The organism is Microthrixaceae bacterium (assembly GCA_023957975.1).
In the GTDB taxonomy this organism is placed as follows: Bacteria; Actinomycetota; Acidimicrobiia; order Acidimicrobiales; family Microtrichaceae; genus JAMLGM01.
This window is the reverse complement of sequence record JAMLGM010000006.1, coordinates 206,756-223,179: the sequence shown is the minus strand read 5'-3', so window position 1 is coordinate 223,179 and position 16,424 is coordinate 206,756. Positions and strand designations below refer to the sequence as shown.

17 protein-coding genes are annotated in these 16,424 nt (G+C 66.7%); 10 read left to right on the top strand and 7 right to left on the bottom strand.

What is annotated here, in order from left to right; translation table 11 throughout:
* The 4 genes from M9952_10790 to M9952_10775 all read left to right on the top strand — a co-directional run.
* Nucleotides 1-282, top strand: a 282-nt coding sequence (locus tag M9952_10790; GenBank protein ID MCO5313403.1) for a hypothetical protein, incomplete at its 5' end; no start/stop codon positions are given.
* Nucleotides 283-586: 304 nt separating this feature from the next.
* Complete coding sequence (locus M9952_10785) at nucleotides 587-1,012, top strand: VOC family protein (protein MCO5313402.1); 426 nt, start codon at nucleotides 587-589, stop codon at nucleotides 1,010-1,012.
* Nucleotides 1,013-1,446: 434 nt separating this feature from the next.
* Nucleotides 1,447-2,232, top strand: coding sequence for a hypothetical protein (locus M9952_10780; protein ID MCO5313401.1), 786 nt, complete (start codon nucleotides 1,447-1,449; stop codon nucleotides 2,230-2,232).
* 60 nt (nucleotides 2,233-2,292) lie between these two features.
* A complete protein-coding gene (locus M9952_10775; protein MCO5313400.1) occupies nucleotides 2,293-3,066 on the top strand; it encodes a M15 family metallopeptidase in 774 nt (257 codons plus the stop codon).
* Between the two features lie 52 nt (nucleotides 3,067-3,118).
* Here M9952_10775 and M9952_10770 read toward each other — a convergent pair whose 3' ends face one another.
* The 4 genes from M9952_10770 to M9952_10755 form a co-directional block, all read right to left on the bottom strand.
* The gene (locus tag M9952_10770) at nucleotides 3,119-3,595 is read right to left on the bottom strand and encodes an SRPBCC domain-containing protein (GenBank protein MCO5313399.1); all 477 of its coding nucleotides are present in this window, start codon (nucleotides 3,593-3,595) and stop codon (nucleotides 3,119-3,121) included.
* Between the two features lie 240 nt (nucleotides 3,596-3,835).
* Nucleotides 3,836-4,588 carry a hypothetical protein gene (locus M9952_10765; GenBank protein MCO5313398.1) on the bottom strand — a complete coding sequence of 251 codons (753 nt, stop codon included), beginning with the start codon at nucleotides 4,586-4,588 and terminating at the stop codon, nucleotides 3,836-3,838.
* A gap of 217 nt (nucleotides 4,589-4,805) precedes the next feature.
* The gene (locus M9952_10760; GenBank protein ID MCO5313397.1) at nucleotides 4,806-6,224 is read right to left on the bottom strand and encodes a neocarzinostatin apoprotein domain-containing protein; all 1,419 of its coding nucleotides are present in this window, start codon (nucleotides 6,222-6,224) and stop codon (nucleotides 4,806-4,808) included.
* A 122-nt stretch (nucleotides 6,225-6,346) separates the two neighbouring features.
* Nucleotides 6,347-8,572: an alkaline phosphatase family protein gene (locus tag M9952_10755; protein ID MCO5313396.1), complete on the bottom strand. Its 2,226-nt coding sequence runs from the start codon at nucleotides 8,570-8,572 to the stop codon at nucleotides 6,347-6,349.
* Between the two features lie 245 nt (nucleotides 8,573-8,817).
* Here M9952_10755 and M9952_10750 point away from each other — a divergent pair, with 245 nt between their 5' ends.
* Nucleotides 8,818-9,204, top strand: a complete 387-nt coding sequence (locus tag M9952_10750; GenBank protein MCO5313395.1) for a zinc-binding dehydrogenase — start codon at nucleotides 8,818-8,820, stop codon at nucleotides 9,202-9,204.
* A 216-nt stretch (nucleotides 9,205-9,420) separates the two neighbouring features.
* Entirely contained in the window at nucleotides 9,421-10,776 is a 1,356-nt protein-coding gene (nhaA, locus tag M9952_10745) for a Na+/H+ antiporter NhaA (protein MCO5313394.1), read from the top strand.
* A gap of 159 nt (nucleotides 10,777-10,935) precedes the next feature.
* Here the strand turns inward: nhaA and M9952_10740 are convergent, their stop codons facing one another.
* Nucleotides 10,936-12,546: a hypothetical protein gene (locus tag M9952_10740; GenBank protein ID MCO5313393.1), complete on the bottom strand. Its 1,611-nt coding sequence runs from the start codon at nucleotides 12,544-12,546 to the stop codon at nucleotides 10,936-10,938.
* Nucleotides 12,543-13,436: an ABC transporter ATP-binding protein gene (locus M9952_10735; protein ID MCO5313392.1), complete on the bottom strand. Its 894-nt coding sequence runs from the start codon at nucleotides 13,434-13,436 to the stop codon at nucleotides 12,543-12,545. Before M9952_10735 ends, M9952_10740 begins: the two co-directional genes overlap by 4 nt.
* Nucleotides 13,437-13,636: 200 nt before the next feature.
* Here M9952_10735 and M9952_10730 point away from each other — a divergent pair, with 200 nt between their 5' ends.
* The 3 genes from M9952_10730 to M9952_10720 are packed head-to-tail and all read left to right on the top strand — an operon-like array spanning nucleotide 13,637 to nucleotide 15,414.
* Nucleotides 13,637-14,767, top strand: coding sequence for a sensor histidine kinase (locus M9952_10730; protein ID MCO5313391.1), 1,131 nt, complete (start codon nucleotides 13,637-13,639; stop codon nucleotides 14,765-14,767).
* Complete coding sequence (locus M9952_10725) at nucleotides 14,764-15,240, top strand: response regulator transcription factor (protein ID MCO5313390.1); 477 nt, start codon at nucleotides 14,764-14,766, stop codon at nucleotides 15,238-15,240. The genes M9952_10730 and M9952_10725 overlap by 4 nt, the downstream gene beginning before the upstream one ends.
* A 6-nt stretch (nucleotides 15,241-15,246) precedes the next feature.
* Nucleotides 15,247-15,414 carry a helix-turn-helix transcriptional regulator gene (locus tag M9952_10720; GenBank protein ID MCO5313389.1) on the top strand — a complete coding sequence of 56 codons (168 nt, stop codon included), beginning with the start codon at nucleotides 15,247-15,249 and terminating at the stop codon, nucleotides 15,412-15,414.
* 105 nt (nucleotides 15,415-15,519) lie between these two features.
* Here the strand turns inward: M9952_10720 and M9952_10715 are convergent, their stop codons facing one another.
* Nucleotides 15,520-15,756 carry an enoyl-CoA hydratase/isomerase family protein gene (locus tag M9952_10715; GenBank protein ID MCO5313388.1) on the bottom strand — a complete coding sequence of 79 codons (237 nt, stop codon included), beginning with the start codon at nucleotides 15,754-15,756 and terminating at the stop codon, nucleotides 15,520-15,522.
* Nucleotides 15,757-15,846: 90 nt separating this feature from the next.
* On the opposite strand from M9952_10715, the gene M9952_10710 reads away from it, so the two are divergent.
* Nucleotides 15,847-16,377, top strand: a complete 531-nt coding sequence (locus tag M9952_10710; protein MCO5313387.1) for a hypothetical protein — start codon at nucleotides 15,847-15,849, stop codon at nucleotides 16,375-16,377.
* Nucleotides 16,378-16,424 lie beyond the last annotated feature (47 nt).

Genomic DNA, 16,424 nt, shown 5'->3' with positions numbered 1-16,424 from the left:
CTCGACCCCCGCAACGACCGCGAGGCCTTGGCGGTCGCCGCACACCCGATGTGGCCCGAGGGCTACCCCGTCGAGCTCGGCGGCCTGGGCCTCGCCGGCATCGGCGTCCCCGTGCTCGTCGTCAACGGCTCCAACGACCTCCCGTACGCCCGCACCGACGACGCCCTGGCCGCGGCGATCCCTGGTTCCCAGCTCGTCGAGATCCCCGACGCCGACCACCTCAGCGTTATGGCCGACCCTCGCTTCAAGGACGAGGTCCTCCGCTACTTTCAGGCGAGGTAGCGGGTCGACCATGGAGTCTCTCCCCAACGCGTGAGCTGGCGTTGCCGGTGCGGTGGAATGACCCGATGATCCGGGTTGGGCGGATGACCGCAACGAACACGGCTATGCGCTGCGCCAGCGCGATCCGCTCCGGAGGGTCTCATCGCATTGGAGCGAATTGAAACCCGCCCACCGCACGCGCCCCGCGTCTCAGTGCGCTGGGTCCGCTCCGACACCATGTTGTTCCGAGCCGGCATGCACAGCGTCGCGCGGGTCCGCTACACGGTGCGAGCGGGTTGACGACGGATGCGCGAGTATCGGCGGCATGAGCTTCAACCCCTACCTGTTCTTCTCTGGAGACTGCGCAGACGCGTTCGCCTTCTACTCCGAGGTCTTCGGAGTGGAAGCGCGGGTCATGACCAATGCCGATCTCCCCGATGATGCCGAGCCGATGCCTGGCGCCGAGCCGAGTCATGTGATGCACGCCGCGATCGAGCTCGGTGGGTCGTTCCTCATGGGATCGGACGACCCCTCGGGATCCGGCGGACCGAAGGCTGGGTTCTGCGTCTCCTACAGTGCACCGGACGTGGAGTCTGTGCACCGGGTCGTCGACGCGCTCGCCGCTGGTGGCGAGATATCCATGCCGGTGATCGAGACCTTCTGGGCGCCGGCGTTCGGGATGCTCACCGACCGATTCGGCGTGTCCTGGATGATCGACACCTTTCCTGTCGAGGGCGATCAGCCGGCTTGATCCTCAAGACATCTCTGGCGTCGCAGCGAATCGCCAGCGGGTGTGTGGATGTAGCGGTTCGTTGGGGTTTCGGCTCGTAGCGTTCTGTAGGTCGTTGGGAGGGCAGCACCCGACTTCCGCTTTTGACATTGGCTCTCGTGCGGTGTCTCAACGGCTTCGCCTATGCACTGGCCAAGGTCCGGAGTGAGTCGACTCGCCCCACTCGCCCCCTCGTCGACGGCGCCAAACCCTAGGGAACTAAGTTCGCGCCCGCAGCTACGTCGTGACTGCGCGATCGATCGAGAGCCCGTCCAGATGCCCGGTGCCCGCGAACTCCTCCAAACCAACGAACTTCGGTGGGCCGTCGTCTCCTCAGGTTCGCGGCGACTGGCAACGGACCCGTGAGGTCGCTCAACTCGCCGCTGGCCCTGACCGCGGGGTCATCGTCGGCTCTCGTGTACCCGGGCGACGGTGGACGCCTCGGCCAACTCGACTTTGGTGCCGGTCCGATTCTTCGGGACCGCGACTCTGGTCAGGACTGGAAAGGGTGGGGTTGCTATCCACTGGTGCCCTGGTCGAACAGGATCCCGGAGGGTCGGCTCCGCTACCGCGAGATCGACGTCGTCCTCGAGCCGAACCACTCCGATGGCAGCGCGATCCATGGACTCGGGGCAGATCGCCCCTGGGTCGTGATCGGTCAGTCGGATCGAAGCGCGACGTTGTCCGTGGTCTTGCGAACGGCGCCATACGACCTTCATGCTCGCCTGAGCTACGACCTCTGTCCTGACCGACTGCAACTACATCTCTCGGTGACCAACGTCGGACACAGCGTGGTCCCCGTCGGCCTCGGGTTCCACCCGTGGTTCCGTTCCGGCATGGTTCGCCTGCCTGCGACCCAACGACGGCCTGGCGAGCCGCTCCCTACCGGTCCGCCGATCGCTGTCGAGGGGGCCTACGACCTGCGCGGCGGGACCATCCCCGCAGCGATGGATGCGTGCTTCACCGGGCTGACCGACTCGTGGGCCGATGTTCCCGGTGCGCGCCTGCGATGGGACGATTCGGTTTCCCACGTGGTCGTGTACAGCGCAGAGCCAGGTTGGTTGTGCGTCGAACCGGTCACGATGGTCAACAACGGCATTGCGTTGGCCGACAGGGGAGAGGCTGGTCATGGCGTTGTCGCGCTTGAGCCCGGGTGCTCAATGGATCTGCGGGTGGACATCGAACGAGCGACGTCGGCGTAGCGCGGTCGCCGACACGGCGTGCGCGCGGCGATACGATCGCGACTTCGACAAGGAGGAACGATGCGTCGCCGAACCCTCGCTGTTTTGATGGCCTTTCTGACCGCGGCATCGGCGATGCTGAGCGCCTGCGACCTGCCCGAACAGGTGGCCGGGACGCCGTGTCAGACCGAGGGCGACCTGGCCAAAGACGCCACGCACGTACTTGCCTGCACGGCGGACCTTCGGTGGACGACGTTCATAACGCTCGAGCGTGCGGATCTCATCATGACCCGGCTCGCTGCCAACGAGCCGACACCGGCGAGTCCCGCTCCGGTCGAGGCGACCACCGGTTGTTCGATCTCGCGTCGTTATGCGGCCGATGCTGCGTCGCTGCCCATCGAGCAGCGCAAGCACCGGGCCATCATCACGGCGTTGGGGTCGACCCGCCGAGGGTGTGGCTGTTTGATCGCTCGGGAGTGGAGCATCGGTATGGAACCGGAGGCCGTCGCTTCCCTCCGAAACGCGATGGACCAGAAAGAGGCCTTGATGGTCGCGATGAACCCCGCGGCCTCGATCGAATCGCGCACCATCTTCGTGCGTGCTGCGTGGCGTTCAACCGCCGAGCAGACGTGTTTGCGACGCGCGCTGGGACGAACCGCCGAAGAGCCGGGCAAGTCGTTTCACGAGTTCGGCGTCGCGATCGACCTCGAGGACTGGGAGCCCCGGTACGGCGATTTCGACCGCAGGATCCTCCAGGCGAACGGGTGGTGCCGCACCTATCCGGCCGAGGGCTGGCATTACGAGTACCGGCCGCTGCTGGAGCAGTGGGGGCACGGTTCGCGCTGCATCGACTAGCGGTAGGCGCGTTATCGACCCGTCCGCGGTGAGGGAGCGCATCGCTGGGCGTTCAGTCGCCCAGCGTTTCCAGGACCTCGTCGAGTTGAGCGAAGGTTTCGTGAGTTGCGTCGGCCGCGCCCGTCCCGGCGGCGTCGAGCGCTTCCTTCGACGGGAACTGCTCGCTCATCACAAGCAGCGTCTTGTCGTCGTCGACCGGTTCGAACGTCACAGTGGTGACGGAGCCTTCCTCGGCGCCTTCTTCGTTGGTCCACACGATGCGTGACGGTGGTGTGACCTCAAGGTAGCGACCGAAGAAGTCCATGTTTCCTCCGAAATTCAGTCGGTAGGTCCCTCCGGTCCGAACGTCCATCTCGCAGTGGTGCAAGGTCATGGCCATCGACCGCGGCACCCACCAGAGGCGAAAGAGTTCGGGCGTCGACCACGCTTGGAACACCAGGTGCGGTGGGGCGTCGAACACGCGGGTGACGACGACCTCTGTGTCTGATGTGCGCTCGACGGTGGTGCGTCGCTCGGGTGTTGGTTCCACGGGTTCAACCTCGGGTGTTGTTGGCATCGTGCGTGTCCCTTTCTTTCATCTGTTCCAGAACGCGGTCCAGCGCGCTGAACCGTGCATCCCACAGCTCGTGGTACCGATCGATGAATCTCGCCACGTCGTCGCGGCGGCGAGACCCGACTCGGCAATACCTCACGCGGCCACCTTCTCGGTGGTGACGAGCCCGGCGTCTTCGAGGATGCCAACATGCTTGCGCATTCCCGTCAGCCAGCGTCAGCAGACGGATCCCTCGAGCAGGGCGATCTCGACGAAGGCCTCGCTCATCCCGTCGGTTTCGTGGTCGGTGACGAGTCTGGCCTGGCTGCCACGGGTGGAGGGATCCACGAAGACTCGCTCCAGGCCGGCGAGGCCCCAATCGGTGTGCCCGGGGGCCTGTGCCGTCGAGCACAGGATCGCCAGGCGGTGGGTCTGCGCCAGGCGCACAAGATTCTGCAGGATGAACCCGAACTCGCCGAGCAGTTCGGGCCGCTCGACGAGCAGGACCGACGGGTTCGTCGTTGCGGCGACGTGTCGGAGCCCGGCGATCGATGCGACCTCGGCGATGTGGAGTTCGCGCTCAGCGAGTTCGGCGATGGTCGAGGCGATCGCCTGCCAGTTCCTCACGGAGACGTGCCCCGTGTCGATCAGCGTTGCGGCGACCCCCGATGACCCCGCGAGCAGCCAACGAGTTGTGGCGAGGCGATTGAGTCCCGCAAGGACGGTGGCGGCCTGGGTGCGGCGCGCTGTGCTGTACAGCAACGCCTGCGCATGTGCGTCCATGGCGCAGTCGAGCAGCGTGACGGTGCCGACGCGAAGGCCACCGCGACACACTCGGTCAAGTGCCGTGATGCCGGTGCTGATTACCTGTGAGTCGTCGATGATGTCGACGAGCGGGGGATCGGAGTTGGCCTCGACGGCGTCGAGGAGCTCGTCGAGCGCATCGGAAATGGAAATGGCGCGCTCCGGTCGCCACGATGGGTCGGTCATGGGATCTGAGGCCTCGACAGGTTGGGTGACGGGGACCCAGAAGCGGTCGGCCCAGGAGCGGTCGGCCCAGAAGTGGTCGGCCCAAAGGCGAGCGAGTTGACCTGCGCTCCAAGCGCAAAGCGCGACCTGTTCGATTCCGACACGTGGGTTCCCTCCCGTGCAACCTCGCCAAACGCTATTCGACCAAGGCGGTGGCGTATCGGCAACGACGGTGCCCTCAGCCGGCGAAGGTAATCGGGAATCGTCGGAACGCGTCCTCGTCGAGCAGTCCGGAGTCGTTGACGAGGATGGTGCACGGGTTCTGGGCGTCGCAGGTGCCGCCGGCGAACGTGCCGGTGTGGATGGTGAGGTCGACGGTGCCGGCGCCGGTCGGGTTCGCGAGCAGCACGTGGCCCTCGGCGATACCGCAGGAGGCGGTGCCACCGCGGCCGTCGCCGACGCATTGGAGCACGTTGACGGTCTTGCCGGGCATGAAGCCGCTCCAGGTCACCGTGACCGCCTGGCCATCGCGCAGGTCGGTATCGGCCGAAACCGTGGCCTCACGGTTTGTGGCTGCGGTCGGGATCGTCTCCACGGTGACGGCTGCGGCATCGACGGGGGAGAAGTGCATGGTGGCGACGGGCGGCGATTGGTCTGACCCGAGCCGTTCGATGGCCGTGGGGTCGTCGCGCAGGTAGCCGTCGAGGAAGTCGATGGTGGCCTGGGCCGCTATGTCAAACGCTTCGTTCGTAGGTGCGAGCCAGTCCGAATGGTCGGCGGCCTCGAGGGTCAGCAGGGCCTTGGGGGTGCTCGCTTTGTTGAAGGTGTCGACGGTCTGGTTGTAGTCCACGAGTTGGTCGTGCACGCCGTGGACGAACATGGTGGGTGCCATGTCGTCGAAGTCGTAGGCGCCGTCGGCATAGGGCGACGGGGTGCCGGAAAGCACGATCGCCGTGTCGATGCGGCGGTCGCGACAACAGCTGTTGGCCACGACGCCGAGGGTCGTGATGGCCCCGTTGGAATGGCCCGCCGCGCCGATCCGACCCGCGTCGACCAGTCCTGCCAGGGGTGTGTCGGTGCGTTTGGCCGAGGCGAGCACCTCGTCGATCACGAAGCTCACATCGCCAGGTTGGTTCTGAACGTCGGCACCGTCGATCCCGCCGGGCGTGTCGCCACGGGTCAAGGGGAAGCGGGGGAGCGCGACGACATAGCCGGCGCTCGCCCACCGCTCGGCGAGTGGGGTCAGGTACTCCACGTTGCCCCCGAGCCCATGGCCGAGCACGACCAGAGGGAACGGTCCGCCGCGGTCGGCCGGCTCGGCGCCATCGGCGATCCCCCCATCAGAGCCAACGTTGGCTGGGTACAAGATGGTGGTCTCGACGGTGCGGTTGGGCTGCTCGGCGCGACCCGCGGCCCCCGATGTCGGCCGGGTGTCGTCGACGAATACCTCCTCGACCCGGCTGACGCCATAGGGGCGCTCCAAGGCCGACGGCGACGACGACGAGGATGTCGACGGGGCGGTCGTGGGGCTCGATGCGCCGGTGTCGTCGGCGTGCTGGTCTCCTGCGTTACTGCATCCGAGCATCGCTGCGCCGGCGGCAAACACGACAGTGACGGCGACGGCGAGGTGGCGCAGGGTTGGGTGGGGTGAAAGCATCACGAGGCCTGGTCCTTGGTGGGCACGTTGGCGACGATAGCTGCGTCGAGCCGCCTCGTTGGCCCGGCACTGCTCGAACTCAATCTGAACCCCTGAGTCGGCCCGGCAGTCTTGACACGGCATTAGCTCAGGTAGATGAGCCCTTCACCGAGGATGCGATGTTGTACCCCCGCTTCGGTGAGATCGTCCTCCCAGGGGCGCACAACTTCGGGGTCGCACTGTTCCATTCCGTGATCGGCGATGACGAAGAACGCGGTCCTTTCCAACACCCCTGCGCGCTCGACCGCGGTCACGATCTCTCCGACGCGCGCGTCGCTGTCGCGAACTGCAGCGCGTGCGAGTTCGCCGTGCGGGCCGCTCTCGTGGCCCGCAGCGTCGGTGACCGCCAAGCTGCACCAGCTCAACACCGGTAAATCGTTGCCGAGGCTGCGGTCCCAACCAGCGAGCGTGTCGAGCAGGCTGAGATGGTCGACCCGCGACATGAAGCCGTAGAAACCCGATGCCGCTGCCGCAGCGGGGTCGATGTGGGTGGTGTCGACCTCCTCGGGAAGCCCCGCTGCCCGACCGGTACGGAGGTTGTCGAAGGTCGCCAACGCGGAGCGAAGCGGTTCGAGCGCCTCGGAGTTGCGCCCGGTGGCGATCAGCCGCTCGCCAAAGCACAGGCGGGTACGTGCAAGCTCAAGGCTACGGTGCTGGCCCTCGAGACATTCGATCGCGACGAGGAAGTGATGGTCGAAGTTCTCCGGCCCCGCGGTGAGCGCACGGCATCGCTCGATCTGGCCGCCGTGCTGAAGCGACCGTTCGGCCTCGATGGCATCGACGAGGGGCATCACCTCGAGGGCCTCGTCGTTGCGGCCGAGGCGAACCAGTGCCTCGACGAGCTCGTAGGCAATCGGCCAGTGCTCGGCCATCGGGATTGCCACGTCACGAAACGCACGTAGCTGCTCGACCGCCAGGTCCAAGGAGCCGGACTGGAGCTCGTCGAGGATGGAGGCGAACCGTCGCGAGTGCAGCGTGGGGGTCGGCGAGTCGCACAGCGGCGGAGCGTCGATCTCGTCGGTGAGCGTGGCGACGGTTTCGCGGTCGCCGCGCAACGCCGCAACCGTGGCCAGTTGGCTGGTCGCCTGAGCGATCACATAGGGCACGTCGGCCGCCTGGCCGAGCTCAAGGCCGAGCGTGCACCAACGCCGCGTCGCCGGAAGGTCTCCCATCAGCAGGCTGGCCATACCGGCGGCCGTCGCCGTCCATGCTGCGGCGAGGATCCTTCCGTCGCGTACCGATTGTCGGTACATCGCCTTGGCGAACTCGAACGCCTCCTCGTGTCGGCCGGCGACGACGAGGCCCATCGTCACCGGGGTCGCCAAATCGACGGCGGCCCGAGCTTGCACCAACCGGCGACACTCGAACAGTTCGGCGTGACCGTTGGGGCCGAAATGGGCATTGACCGCGATGGCGATCGCCGGCATCAGGCCAAACGGGTGGTCGATGTCGAATCGCCCCTCTGCGAGGACCCAGGCGCGCCTCGCCAGCGACACGGCCGCCGCTTCGAGGACGATCGCCTCGGCTCTGACCTCGATCGGCCCCGTCCGTGCCCGGTTGATGTACACGGTCGGGTCGAGCCCGGCCATCGACGCGCTTCTCGCTGCGAGCAACCAGCGGTGTGGCGCCGAGCCGGTGTCGCCCGAGAGCTCCGCGGCCCGTGCCGCCGCCCGGACGGCCGCCGGGGAGTCCCCGACCGCCAGCGCACCCGCCGCCAATCCTTCCAGTTCGAGCGCGGTGGTCTCGTCGGCGCCACTGCACGCCTCGGCGCGAAGCCAAGTGCGGCGGGTTGGTTCTGTGACGACGAGGGAAAGGCCGCGGTTCGCTCGCCGGATGGAGAGCGGATCCGCGAGCTCGATCACCGCACTGGGCACCAGCGGGTGGGTGAACTCGAGTCGATCCCCACGGCGCGTCAACAGGCGTGCCCGCTCGAGGTCCGCCCAGTTCGGCTCGCCTGAACCGGTGGTTGCACACGCCGCTTCAACCTCACCCTGTCCGGGTTCGTTGCACAGCGCCGCCACCAGCAGAGCGAAGCGCGTTTCGTCCGACAAGGCCTCGATCTGTCCGCGGAACAGCCTGATCGTTGCGCTGCCGGTGGGGAGACGATCCGGCAGCTTCTCCATGCCTCGGCGTTGACCGTCGGTGAGGGTCCGTCCGACCTCGAGCAGCGTCAACGGGTTGCGCCCGCTTCGTCGGGCAACCTCGGCGGCCACGGCCGGAGACCAGTGGTGGAACGACGCGAGCAGTTCGACCGAATCGGTGGCCGTGAGTGGCCCGACCTCGACGATCTCGAACCCGCGGAGATCCACGCCCGCTCCGCCACCGTCGGCGACCCGAGGGCGAGTGCTCCGAGCAACGCTCCCTTCGCCCGGTCGCCAAGTCGCTCGATCTCTTCCCGGTGCGGTCGCAGCAAGCCAAGCAATGACCCGAACGGAAGGTCCTGTTCCCCGACGGTCCCGTCGCTTCGTAGGAGCGTGAACTCGGGGGTCGACGCGATCAGGTGTTCCAACAGCGCCGACTTGCCCGAACCTGCAGGACCTTCGAGTGCGATCACGTGGGCGCGACGGCCAACAGCCTTCTCCACGCCGAGGCGCAGCGACTCGAGTTCGGTGTCTCTGCCCACCAGGTGCATCGGCACCTCCTGTTCGGCTGCAGAGGCCTGCCGGCTCCCGTGATCGGCGCCGCGAGCGGCCCGGTGCCGCCGATCGACGTCAATGTGCTCAACGTCGGTGGATCGCTGTATCTGACTCGGCCGACGGTGATGCACCACATCGGCACCGCCGCTGAGTTGAATCGGCGTGCGGCCGAGGTCTTTGGCTGGATCGCATCGGGCAAGCTACGCGTCGATATCGGAGCCCGCTTCGCTATCGCCGATGTCGCCGACGCGTTCACCGCGTTGGAATCACGCGGCACCACCGGAAAGGTGGTCCTTCGACACTGAACCGCTGGTGGGCGTCCTGGCCTGGCGGGCGACGCAGCGCCGCAAGGCCCCTACGTGCGGGACGCCTCGACCCTGGTCGATCCGTCGTCGTGCCGCTCCGGTCGGGTCGTCCCGTGTTCGATCCGTGCCGGTGTTCAGTCCGTGCCGGTAAGCTGCCACCGGTTGTGTCGGGAAGCCTGGTCGACGTGGGTTCGTCGATTTTTGCAGGAGTTTCCGATGTCCATGCCGAAGATTGCGGGTACTCGCCCGTCGTTTCTCAACAGCGACCGGGTGTTGGCGAAGGCGGTGCGCCCCATCGTGCAGTTCTCCCGCATCGAGGCAGCCGGTGGGATCGTGCTGGTCGCCTCGGCGGCCGTCGCGCTCGTGTGGGCCAACTCGCCGTGGAGCGCTGGGTATGAAGCGTTGTGGTCGACCCCGGTTCGATTCGAGATCGGTACCTATGCGTTTCGCGAGGACCTTGGCCATGTGGTCAACGACCTGTTGATGGCGGTGTTCTTCTTCGTCGTCGGCATGGAGATCAAACGCGAACTCGTCACCGGCGAACTGCGCGACCGACGCGCCGTCGCGCTCCCGGCGATCGCCGCACTCGGTGGAATGGTGGTGCCCGCGACGATCTACCTGGCCGTCAACGCTGGCGGCGATGGAAGCGCCGGCTGGGGAATTCCGATGGCGACCGACATCGCGTTCGCACTCGGTATCGTCGCGTTGTTGGGTCGGCGCGTTCCGGGCACGGTCAAGGTGATGCTGCTCACACTCGCAATCGTCGACGACATCGGTGCAATCGTCGTGATCGCGGTGTTCTACACCGATCGAGTCGAATGGAACTTCGTCCTTGCCGCAGCGGGTTGCGCCGCTTTGCTGGCCGCGATGCACCGAGGTCGGGTCCTGTACATGCCGGTGATCGGCCTTGTCGGGCTGGTGTTGTGGGTGCTGGTCTACGAGTCCGGTATTCACGCCACCATCGCCGGAGTCGTCATGGGGCTGCTGACCCCCGCCCGTCCGGCACAACCCGCGTTGGAGACCGAACGGATCATCGACGTGCTCGAAGGCGACGACGACCTCGACGCCGAAGAGGTGCGGGCTGCCGCGTTCGCGATCCGAGATTCAGTCTCGGCATGTGACCGCTTGATCGAGGCGCTCCACCCGTGGACCAGTTATGTGATCGTGCCGATCTTCGCGTTGGCCAACGCCGGGATCGCCCTGTCCCGCGAATCGATCGGTTCGCCCTCGAGGGTGTTCGTCGGTGTGTTCGTCGCACTGGTTGCCGGCAAACTCATCGGCATTTCGGCGGCGAGTTGGCTCGCGGTGCGGTTCGGCCTCGCCCGGCTCCCCGCCGGAGCCACTTGGGGCCACGTCGTCGGAGTTGGCGCGCTCGGCGGCATCGGGTTCACCGTGTCGTTGTTCATCACCGGACTCGCTTTCGACGATCCGGGACTCGTCGTCGACGCCAAAGTCGGCGTGCTGCTGGCGTCGATCACGGCCGCCGGTGTCGGGGCCGCGATCTTCGCCAGCACGTCGTCAACAACTTCCCAGCCCCTTGTGTCCGAACCCCGCGTCAGGAGGGGGAACTAGTGCCCTGTCTGCGGACGTTTGCACGTTGCGATGGCCAGATGACTTCGCTCGCTGCATTTCGGACTCCTTGAATTGGGGCAAGACCAGTCCTGCGTCGCCGCGCCTTGCGAGCACCGCCCCCGGCTCGCCGCACCATCGCAAACGTTTCTTGCCACGGCACTAGGTCGAGACGATGTCGCGGCGGTTGATCCCGATGACTCCGATGATCCCGAAGGATCCGGCAACACCAGCGAGGACGGCCAACCCGGCGATGGACGGCGTCGATCCGGTCGCCGGGAAGCTTGGGGTGTGCCAGAACGGCGAGATCGCCGACATCCACTCGGGAAGCTTCAACACCTCACCGAGGAAGGTCGGAGCGATCGCGAAGGCAAGGAGCAACCAACCGAGCGCGGAGCGGGTCCACGCCCAGATCGCCAACGCGGTCGCCGGCATCACCAGCACCGCCGGCATCTGGCTCAGCGCAGTGAGGATCGACGCGGCCACGTGCGAGCCGTCGCCGTCGACAGCAGCGTAGGTTGCGCCGAAGCTCAGCCCGATTCCGATGCTGATCAACACGGTGGAGATGGCCGTGGCCGCGAGCGTCGCAGCGACCCATCGGGTCCGGGAGGTCGCGGTGGCGAGAACCACCTCGGCGAAGCCCTGGGACTCCCCAGATCGGAGTCGAAGCGCCGCAGCGGTAGCGAACACCGTGAGCAGGATCGCCAGGATCTGAAACGAGAACGTAGCGAAACCGTCGCTCAGATCCCCGGACCCCGACGAGGCCAGGAGGAATTCGGCGAGGTCGGGGTTGGACTCGAGCGACGCGGTGATATCGGTCGTGATGGCGCCGAACAGCGCGGCAGCCGCCGCGAGCCCAGCCAACCAGCCGACTGCGAGGCCGCGCTGCTCATGTATGGCCAGACCGATTGGCGTTCCGAGCGCGCCACGTGCGTGCGCTGGGCCCGGGCGTGGAGGTCGGAGTCCGGCGCCCAAGTCTCTTCGCGACGACAGCGTCGCCGTCAGAACGAAGCCGACCGTGGCCGCCGCAAGCAGAATGCCGAGCGGCCACCAACGCTCGTTCCCAAACGGTCTGACCTCCTGGGCCACGCGAAACGGTGTCAGCCAACCCCACCAGGAATCGCTCACCGCGGCGATGCCACGGATGATGAACATGGCGCCGATGAAGCTGCCGCCGAGGCCGAGAGCTCCACGGGCACTCGCAGCGATCTGTCCAGCGACCGCTGAACTTGCCGTGAACACGACGCCGGTCAACCCGAGCCCGGCGCCGAAACCGATCGACCCCGCGAGTGGCAGTCCACCGTTGACGAAAACGAGCGAGTTCAGCGCTCCGGTCACGAGCGAGGCGAGCACACTGACGGTGATCGCGGCAGATGGGATCGCCTGTGGCCCGACCGCGGTCGATCGCAACAGATCGGTGCGACCGGCTTCCTCGTCGCCTCGCGTGTGGCGCATCACGGTGAACAGGGCCATCAGCGACACCATGATCACCGAGATCACGGTCGCTTCACTCACTGTGATCCCGCCCAGGGTGTCGAGGGCGGCCTGTCGTCCCGACATCATTCGCGACGCTGGTGACGCGCCCATCGCCGACGAATAGCCGGCGATCGCCTCGGTCGTCGCGTACGACGACTTCACCGCGTTGACCAACACGAAGGTGACCAGCGTGTTGCTCAACACCCACGCCGGCAACCACCAACGGTCGCGCCGCAGTTGAAACGCGATCACACCGCCCACCCCGCCGAGGCTGCCGGTGTCGTTGATGCGGCTCATTGGACGACCTCTGTGTCGTAGTGGGCCAGAAACAGTTCCTCGAGAGTCGGTGGATGCGCGTTCAACGAGCTGACCCCAGCCTCGTACAGCGCTGCCAACGCGGCGCCGAGATGTTCGGAATCCACGCTGAAGGTGACTCGATCTCCGTTGACCTCCGGCGTGTGGATCCCGCAGAGCGCCCCCAGGTTCAGCGGCGAGTGAACCGTCGCGGACACGGTGGTCCGGCCCATGTGCTGAAGTTCGTCCAACGTCGCGGTTCGTACCATCCGACCGTCGCGGATGATGCCGATCCGGTCGCACAGCGTCTCGACCTCCGCGAGGATGTGGCTCGATAACAACACGGTTGCGCCACGACGGTTCGCTTCGATCACGCACTCCTGAAAGACGACTTCCATGAGCGGGTCGAGCCCCGAGGTCGGTTCGTCGAGCAGGTACAGGTCGGCATCCGCTGCGAATGCAGCGACCAGCGCGACCTTCTGACGATTGCCTTTTGAGTAGGTGCGCGCGCGTTTGGTCGGATCGAGTTGGAAGCGTTCGATCAGGGCGGAACGTGTGGCTGGGTTGTGACCGCCGCGCAACCGGCCGATCACGTCGATGATCTCGCCGCCGGTGAGCCCCGGCCACAGGGCGACATCGCCGGGCACGAAGGCGATTCTTCGGTGAAGGTCGGCGGCGTCGGCCCATGGATCGCCGCCGAGGAGTCGCGCCGTGCCGCTGTCGCTTCGCAAGAGGCCGAGCAGGACCCGCATCGCGGTTGACTTCCCGGCGCCGTTCGGACCGAGAAAGCCGTACACCTCGCCGGCCGGCACGACCAGGTCGAGTTGGTCGAGTGCTCGGACACCGCCGAAACACTTGGTGACCGAGGTCAATTCCAGTGCGTGGTCAGTCATGTGACTCCGTTCTGTCGGGTTCGTCGAAGCCGGGCAGTGCCGTGGGCGACCGCAGCCCGTCCTGGACACCGTCGCGTGGGAATCGGTTCGGCGAATCGGTCGGGAGGTCGAATTCCTCTCCGCCGTTCGGCCGCAAGTGGCTCGTACTTTCGGCTGATGCGAGGTTGCCGGTCGACCCCTACGCTGAGGTCGTGGTCGCCATGCCGTCTTCATTCCTGCACGAGTCGCGACCCGCCGATGCGCCACCCGTCGATCGGCTCGACCGGATCCTGGCGTACGGATTCGCGGTCGTGGTCCTCGTTGAGGGCGTGGTTCGACCGGATGTGGCTTGGCGGGTGTTCGTCACGGTGGCGGCGCTGGCACTGAGTCCGGCATTGCTGTTGCGGAGGCGATCGCCGCTCGTCTCGGTGGCGATCGGATTCGGCGTTGCCGGCGTGCTTTCGATACTCCAGTTGGCGACGCGATCCGATGAGCTCGGCCTCTACTCCATGATGGTGGTCCCGGTGCTGCTGTACTCCCTGGTGCGGTGGGGGTCGGGTCGTGAGGTCGTCGTCGGAACGGCGTTCGTGACCGTTGTGGTCGCGACTGGGATGTATGCCTCAGCCACCGGGTGGGCCGACGTCTTCGGTGGCATCGTCTTTCTGTTGTTGTTCGTCTGCCTCGGCGCGGTGTTTCGTTTCCGCTCCGCCTTATGGCAACGCCAGGAACTCGAGATTCGTAGCGAGGAGCGAGTGGCCCTGGCCCGTGAGCTGCATGACATCGTTGCGCACCACGTGTCGGCCATCGCCGTTCAGGCACAGGCCGGTGGAGCGGTCGCCGCGACGCAGCCGGACAAGGCTCACCAGGTGTTCTCGGCGATCGAGTCGGAGGCCTCCTCTGCCCTGGCCGAAATGAGGACGATGGTGCGGGTGCTGCGCGAGGGTGAAGGCGCCGACTTCTCCCCACAGCCGGGAGTCGCTGACCTGGCGGCGCTGGCGCGGCCCGACGCGACGCCGGCCATCGCGGTCTCGCTGGCTAGCTCGGTAGCGCAGCTCCCACCCCCTGTGGACGCAGCGATCTACCGGCTCGCTCAGGAGGCACTGACCAACGCCGTGCGGCATGGCACCGATGCGACCGCCGTCGAAATCGTCGTGTTCAGCGACCGCAACACCGTCAGGCTGAGCGTCGCCGACGATGGGCGGGCCGCTCACGGCGCAGCTTCGAGGCCAGGGTTCGGTCTGATCGGCATGGAGGAACGCGCCAAGCTGCTCGGCGGAACGCTTTCGGCGGGACCGGGGCCCGAAGGCGGCTGGTTGGTCGAGGCCGTGTTGCCGTTGGATGCACCGACATGACGATCCGCGTCGTGGTGGCCGATGATCAGGATCTGGTCCGGGCCGGATTGGTGATGATTCTGGGGGCACAACCCGACATCGAGGTCGTGGGCGAGGCAGCGGACGGCCTCAGCGCTGTCGACCTCGCCACCCGGCTGCGTCCCGATGTCCTGCTTGTCGATATCCGGATGCCCGGGCTCGACGGCGTCGAGGTGACACGCCGCCTCGCCGGGCCAGAGGTTGCGGACCCGATGGCGGTCGTCGTGATCACGACCTTCGACCTCGACGAGTACGTCCTCGGTGCGCTGCGCGCTGGCGCCCGAGGGTTCCTGCTGAAAGACGCCGGACCGGACCTACTCGTACAAGCTATCCGTGCGGCGGCCGTCGGCGACGCGCTGATCGCGCCCAACGTGACCCGCAGGTTGCTGGCGACCTTGGCCGATCGTGCGCCGCGGACACCGGTTCAGCCGATCGACCGGCTCACCGAACGCTAGGAGGAAGTGCTCGCACTCGTCGCGAACGGTCGGACCAACGCCGAGATCGCCGCCGAGCTTTTTGTCGGTCTGAGTACGGCCAAAACCCACGTCGCATCGTTGATGACCAAGATCGGCGCCCGCAACCGGGTGGAGATCGCGATGTGGGCCTACGACACCGGACGTGCCCGGTGACCGGGATTGAACCTCGTTCCCCGGGTGACAGCTCCCGGTTCTGTAGGTAATCGCGGTTGCTGGGGCAACCGCGATTACCTACAGAACGAGAAAAGGCGGCTCGGGCTATCGCGAGCGGGCCTCCGCTGCGTCGAAGGGCCGACAGGTCATGACCAACTCCTTCGCCGCGGCGGGACCGGAGAACGCTTCGAGGTCGGCGCCAGCGCTGAAATGGTCGCCTGCGCCGCTGATCACCACGGCTCGAACCTCCGAGACGCTGTCGAACCAACGGGCGACGGCCGCCAGCTCCCGGAGCAACGCGGTGGACAATTCGTTGCGTTTAGCCGGTCGGTTCAACAGCACGTAGCCGATGCGGTCCTCGACCCGGCGGCCTGCACGGTTGCCGACTGGAACGCGGCGACCTCACTCGATCTGTTGTCGTTTCACGACACGATGAATCACACCGCCAGGCCGGACGGCGCGATCTGCCTGGAGCGAGCGGCCGCCGACCGCCTGCCGAGCGTCGTCGCGTTGTCGAACCGCGGTGGGTCCGACGGATCGGTGCGCGAACTCGACGACGACGGCCTTCGATCCGACGACGCGGTGCCGTCGATGCGCCCGAGGCGTCTGTGGGCGATCGCCGATGCGTACCGAACGGTCTTCGATGCCTGGGGCGACGACGAGGTCGCGTTCAACCGTCCCTACCTGGGGGGTTATGAGACGACGACCGCCGGGCCGCTGTTTCGTGCGTTCGAGCCGCGGTGCGTCGTTCGCCGTCCCGGCCATGAACCACGACGTCTACGGCTCGGCGCGTTCCAGAACGAGTTCCGTCGCGAGTTCCTGCTCGGCGAACACGCCACGGCGCAGCTGATGCAACCCGGAACAGATTGGGTGGAGCCGCCCGAAGAGCGGGTCCAGTGGCTCGCCGAACGCTTACGCGACGCACATCAGCTCGTACGAACGGGTCGCATGGCGCGACGCTGACAGGGCTGCGTTCTCGTCCAAGCCACGGTTGGACACGAGCCGTGATT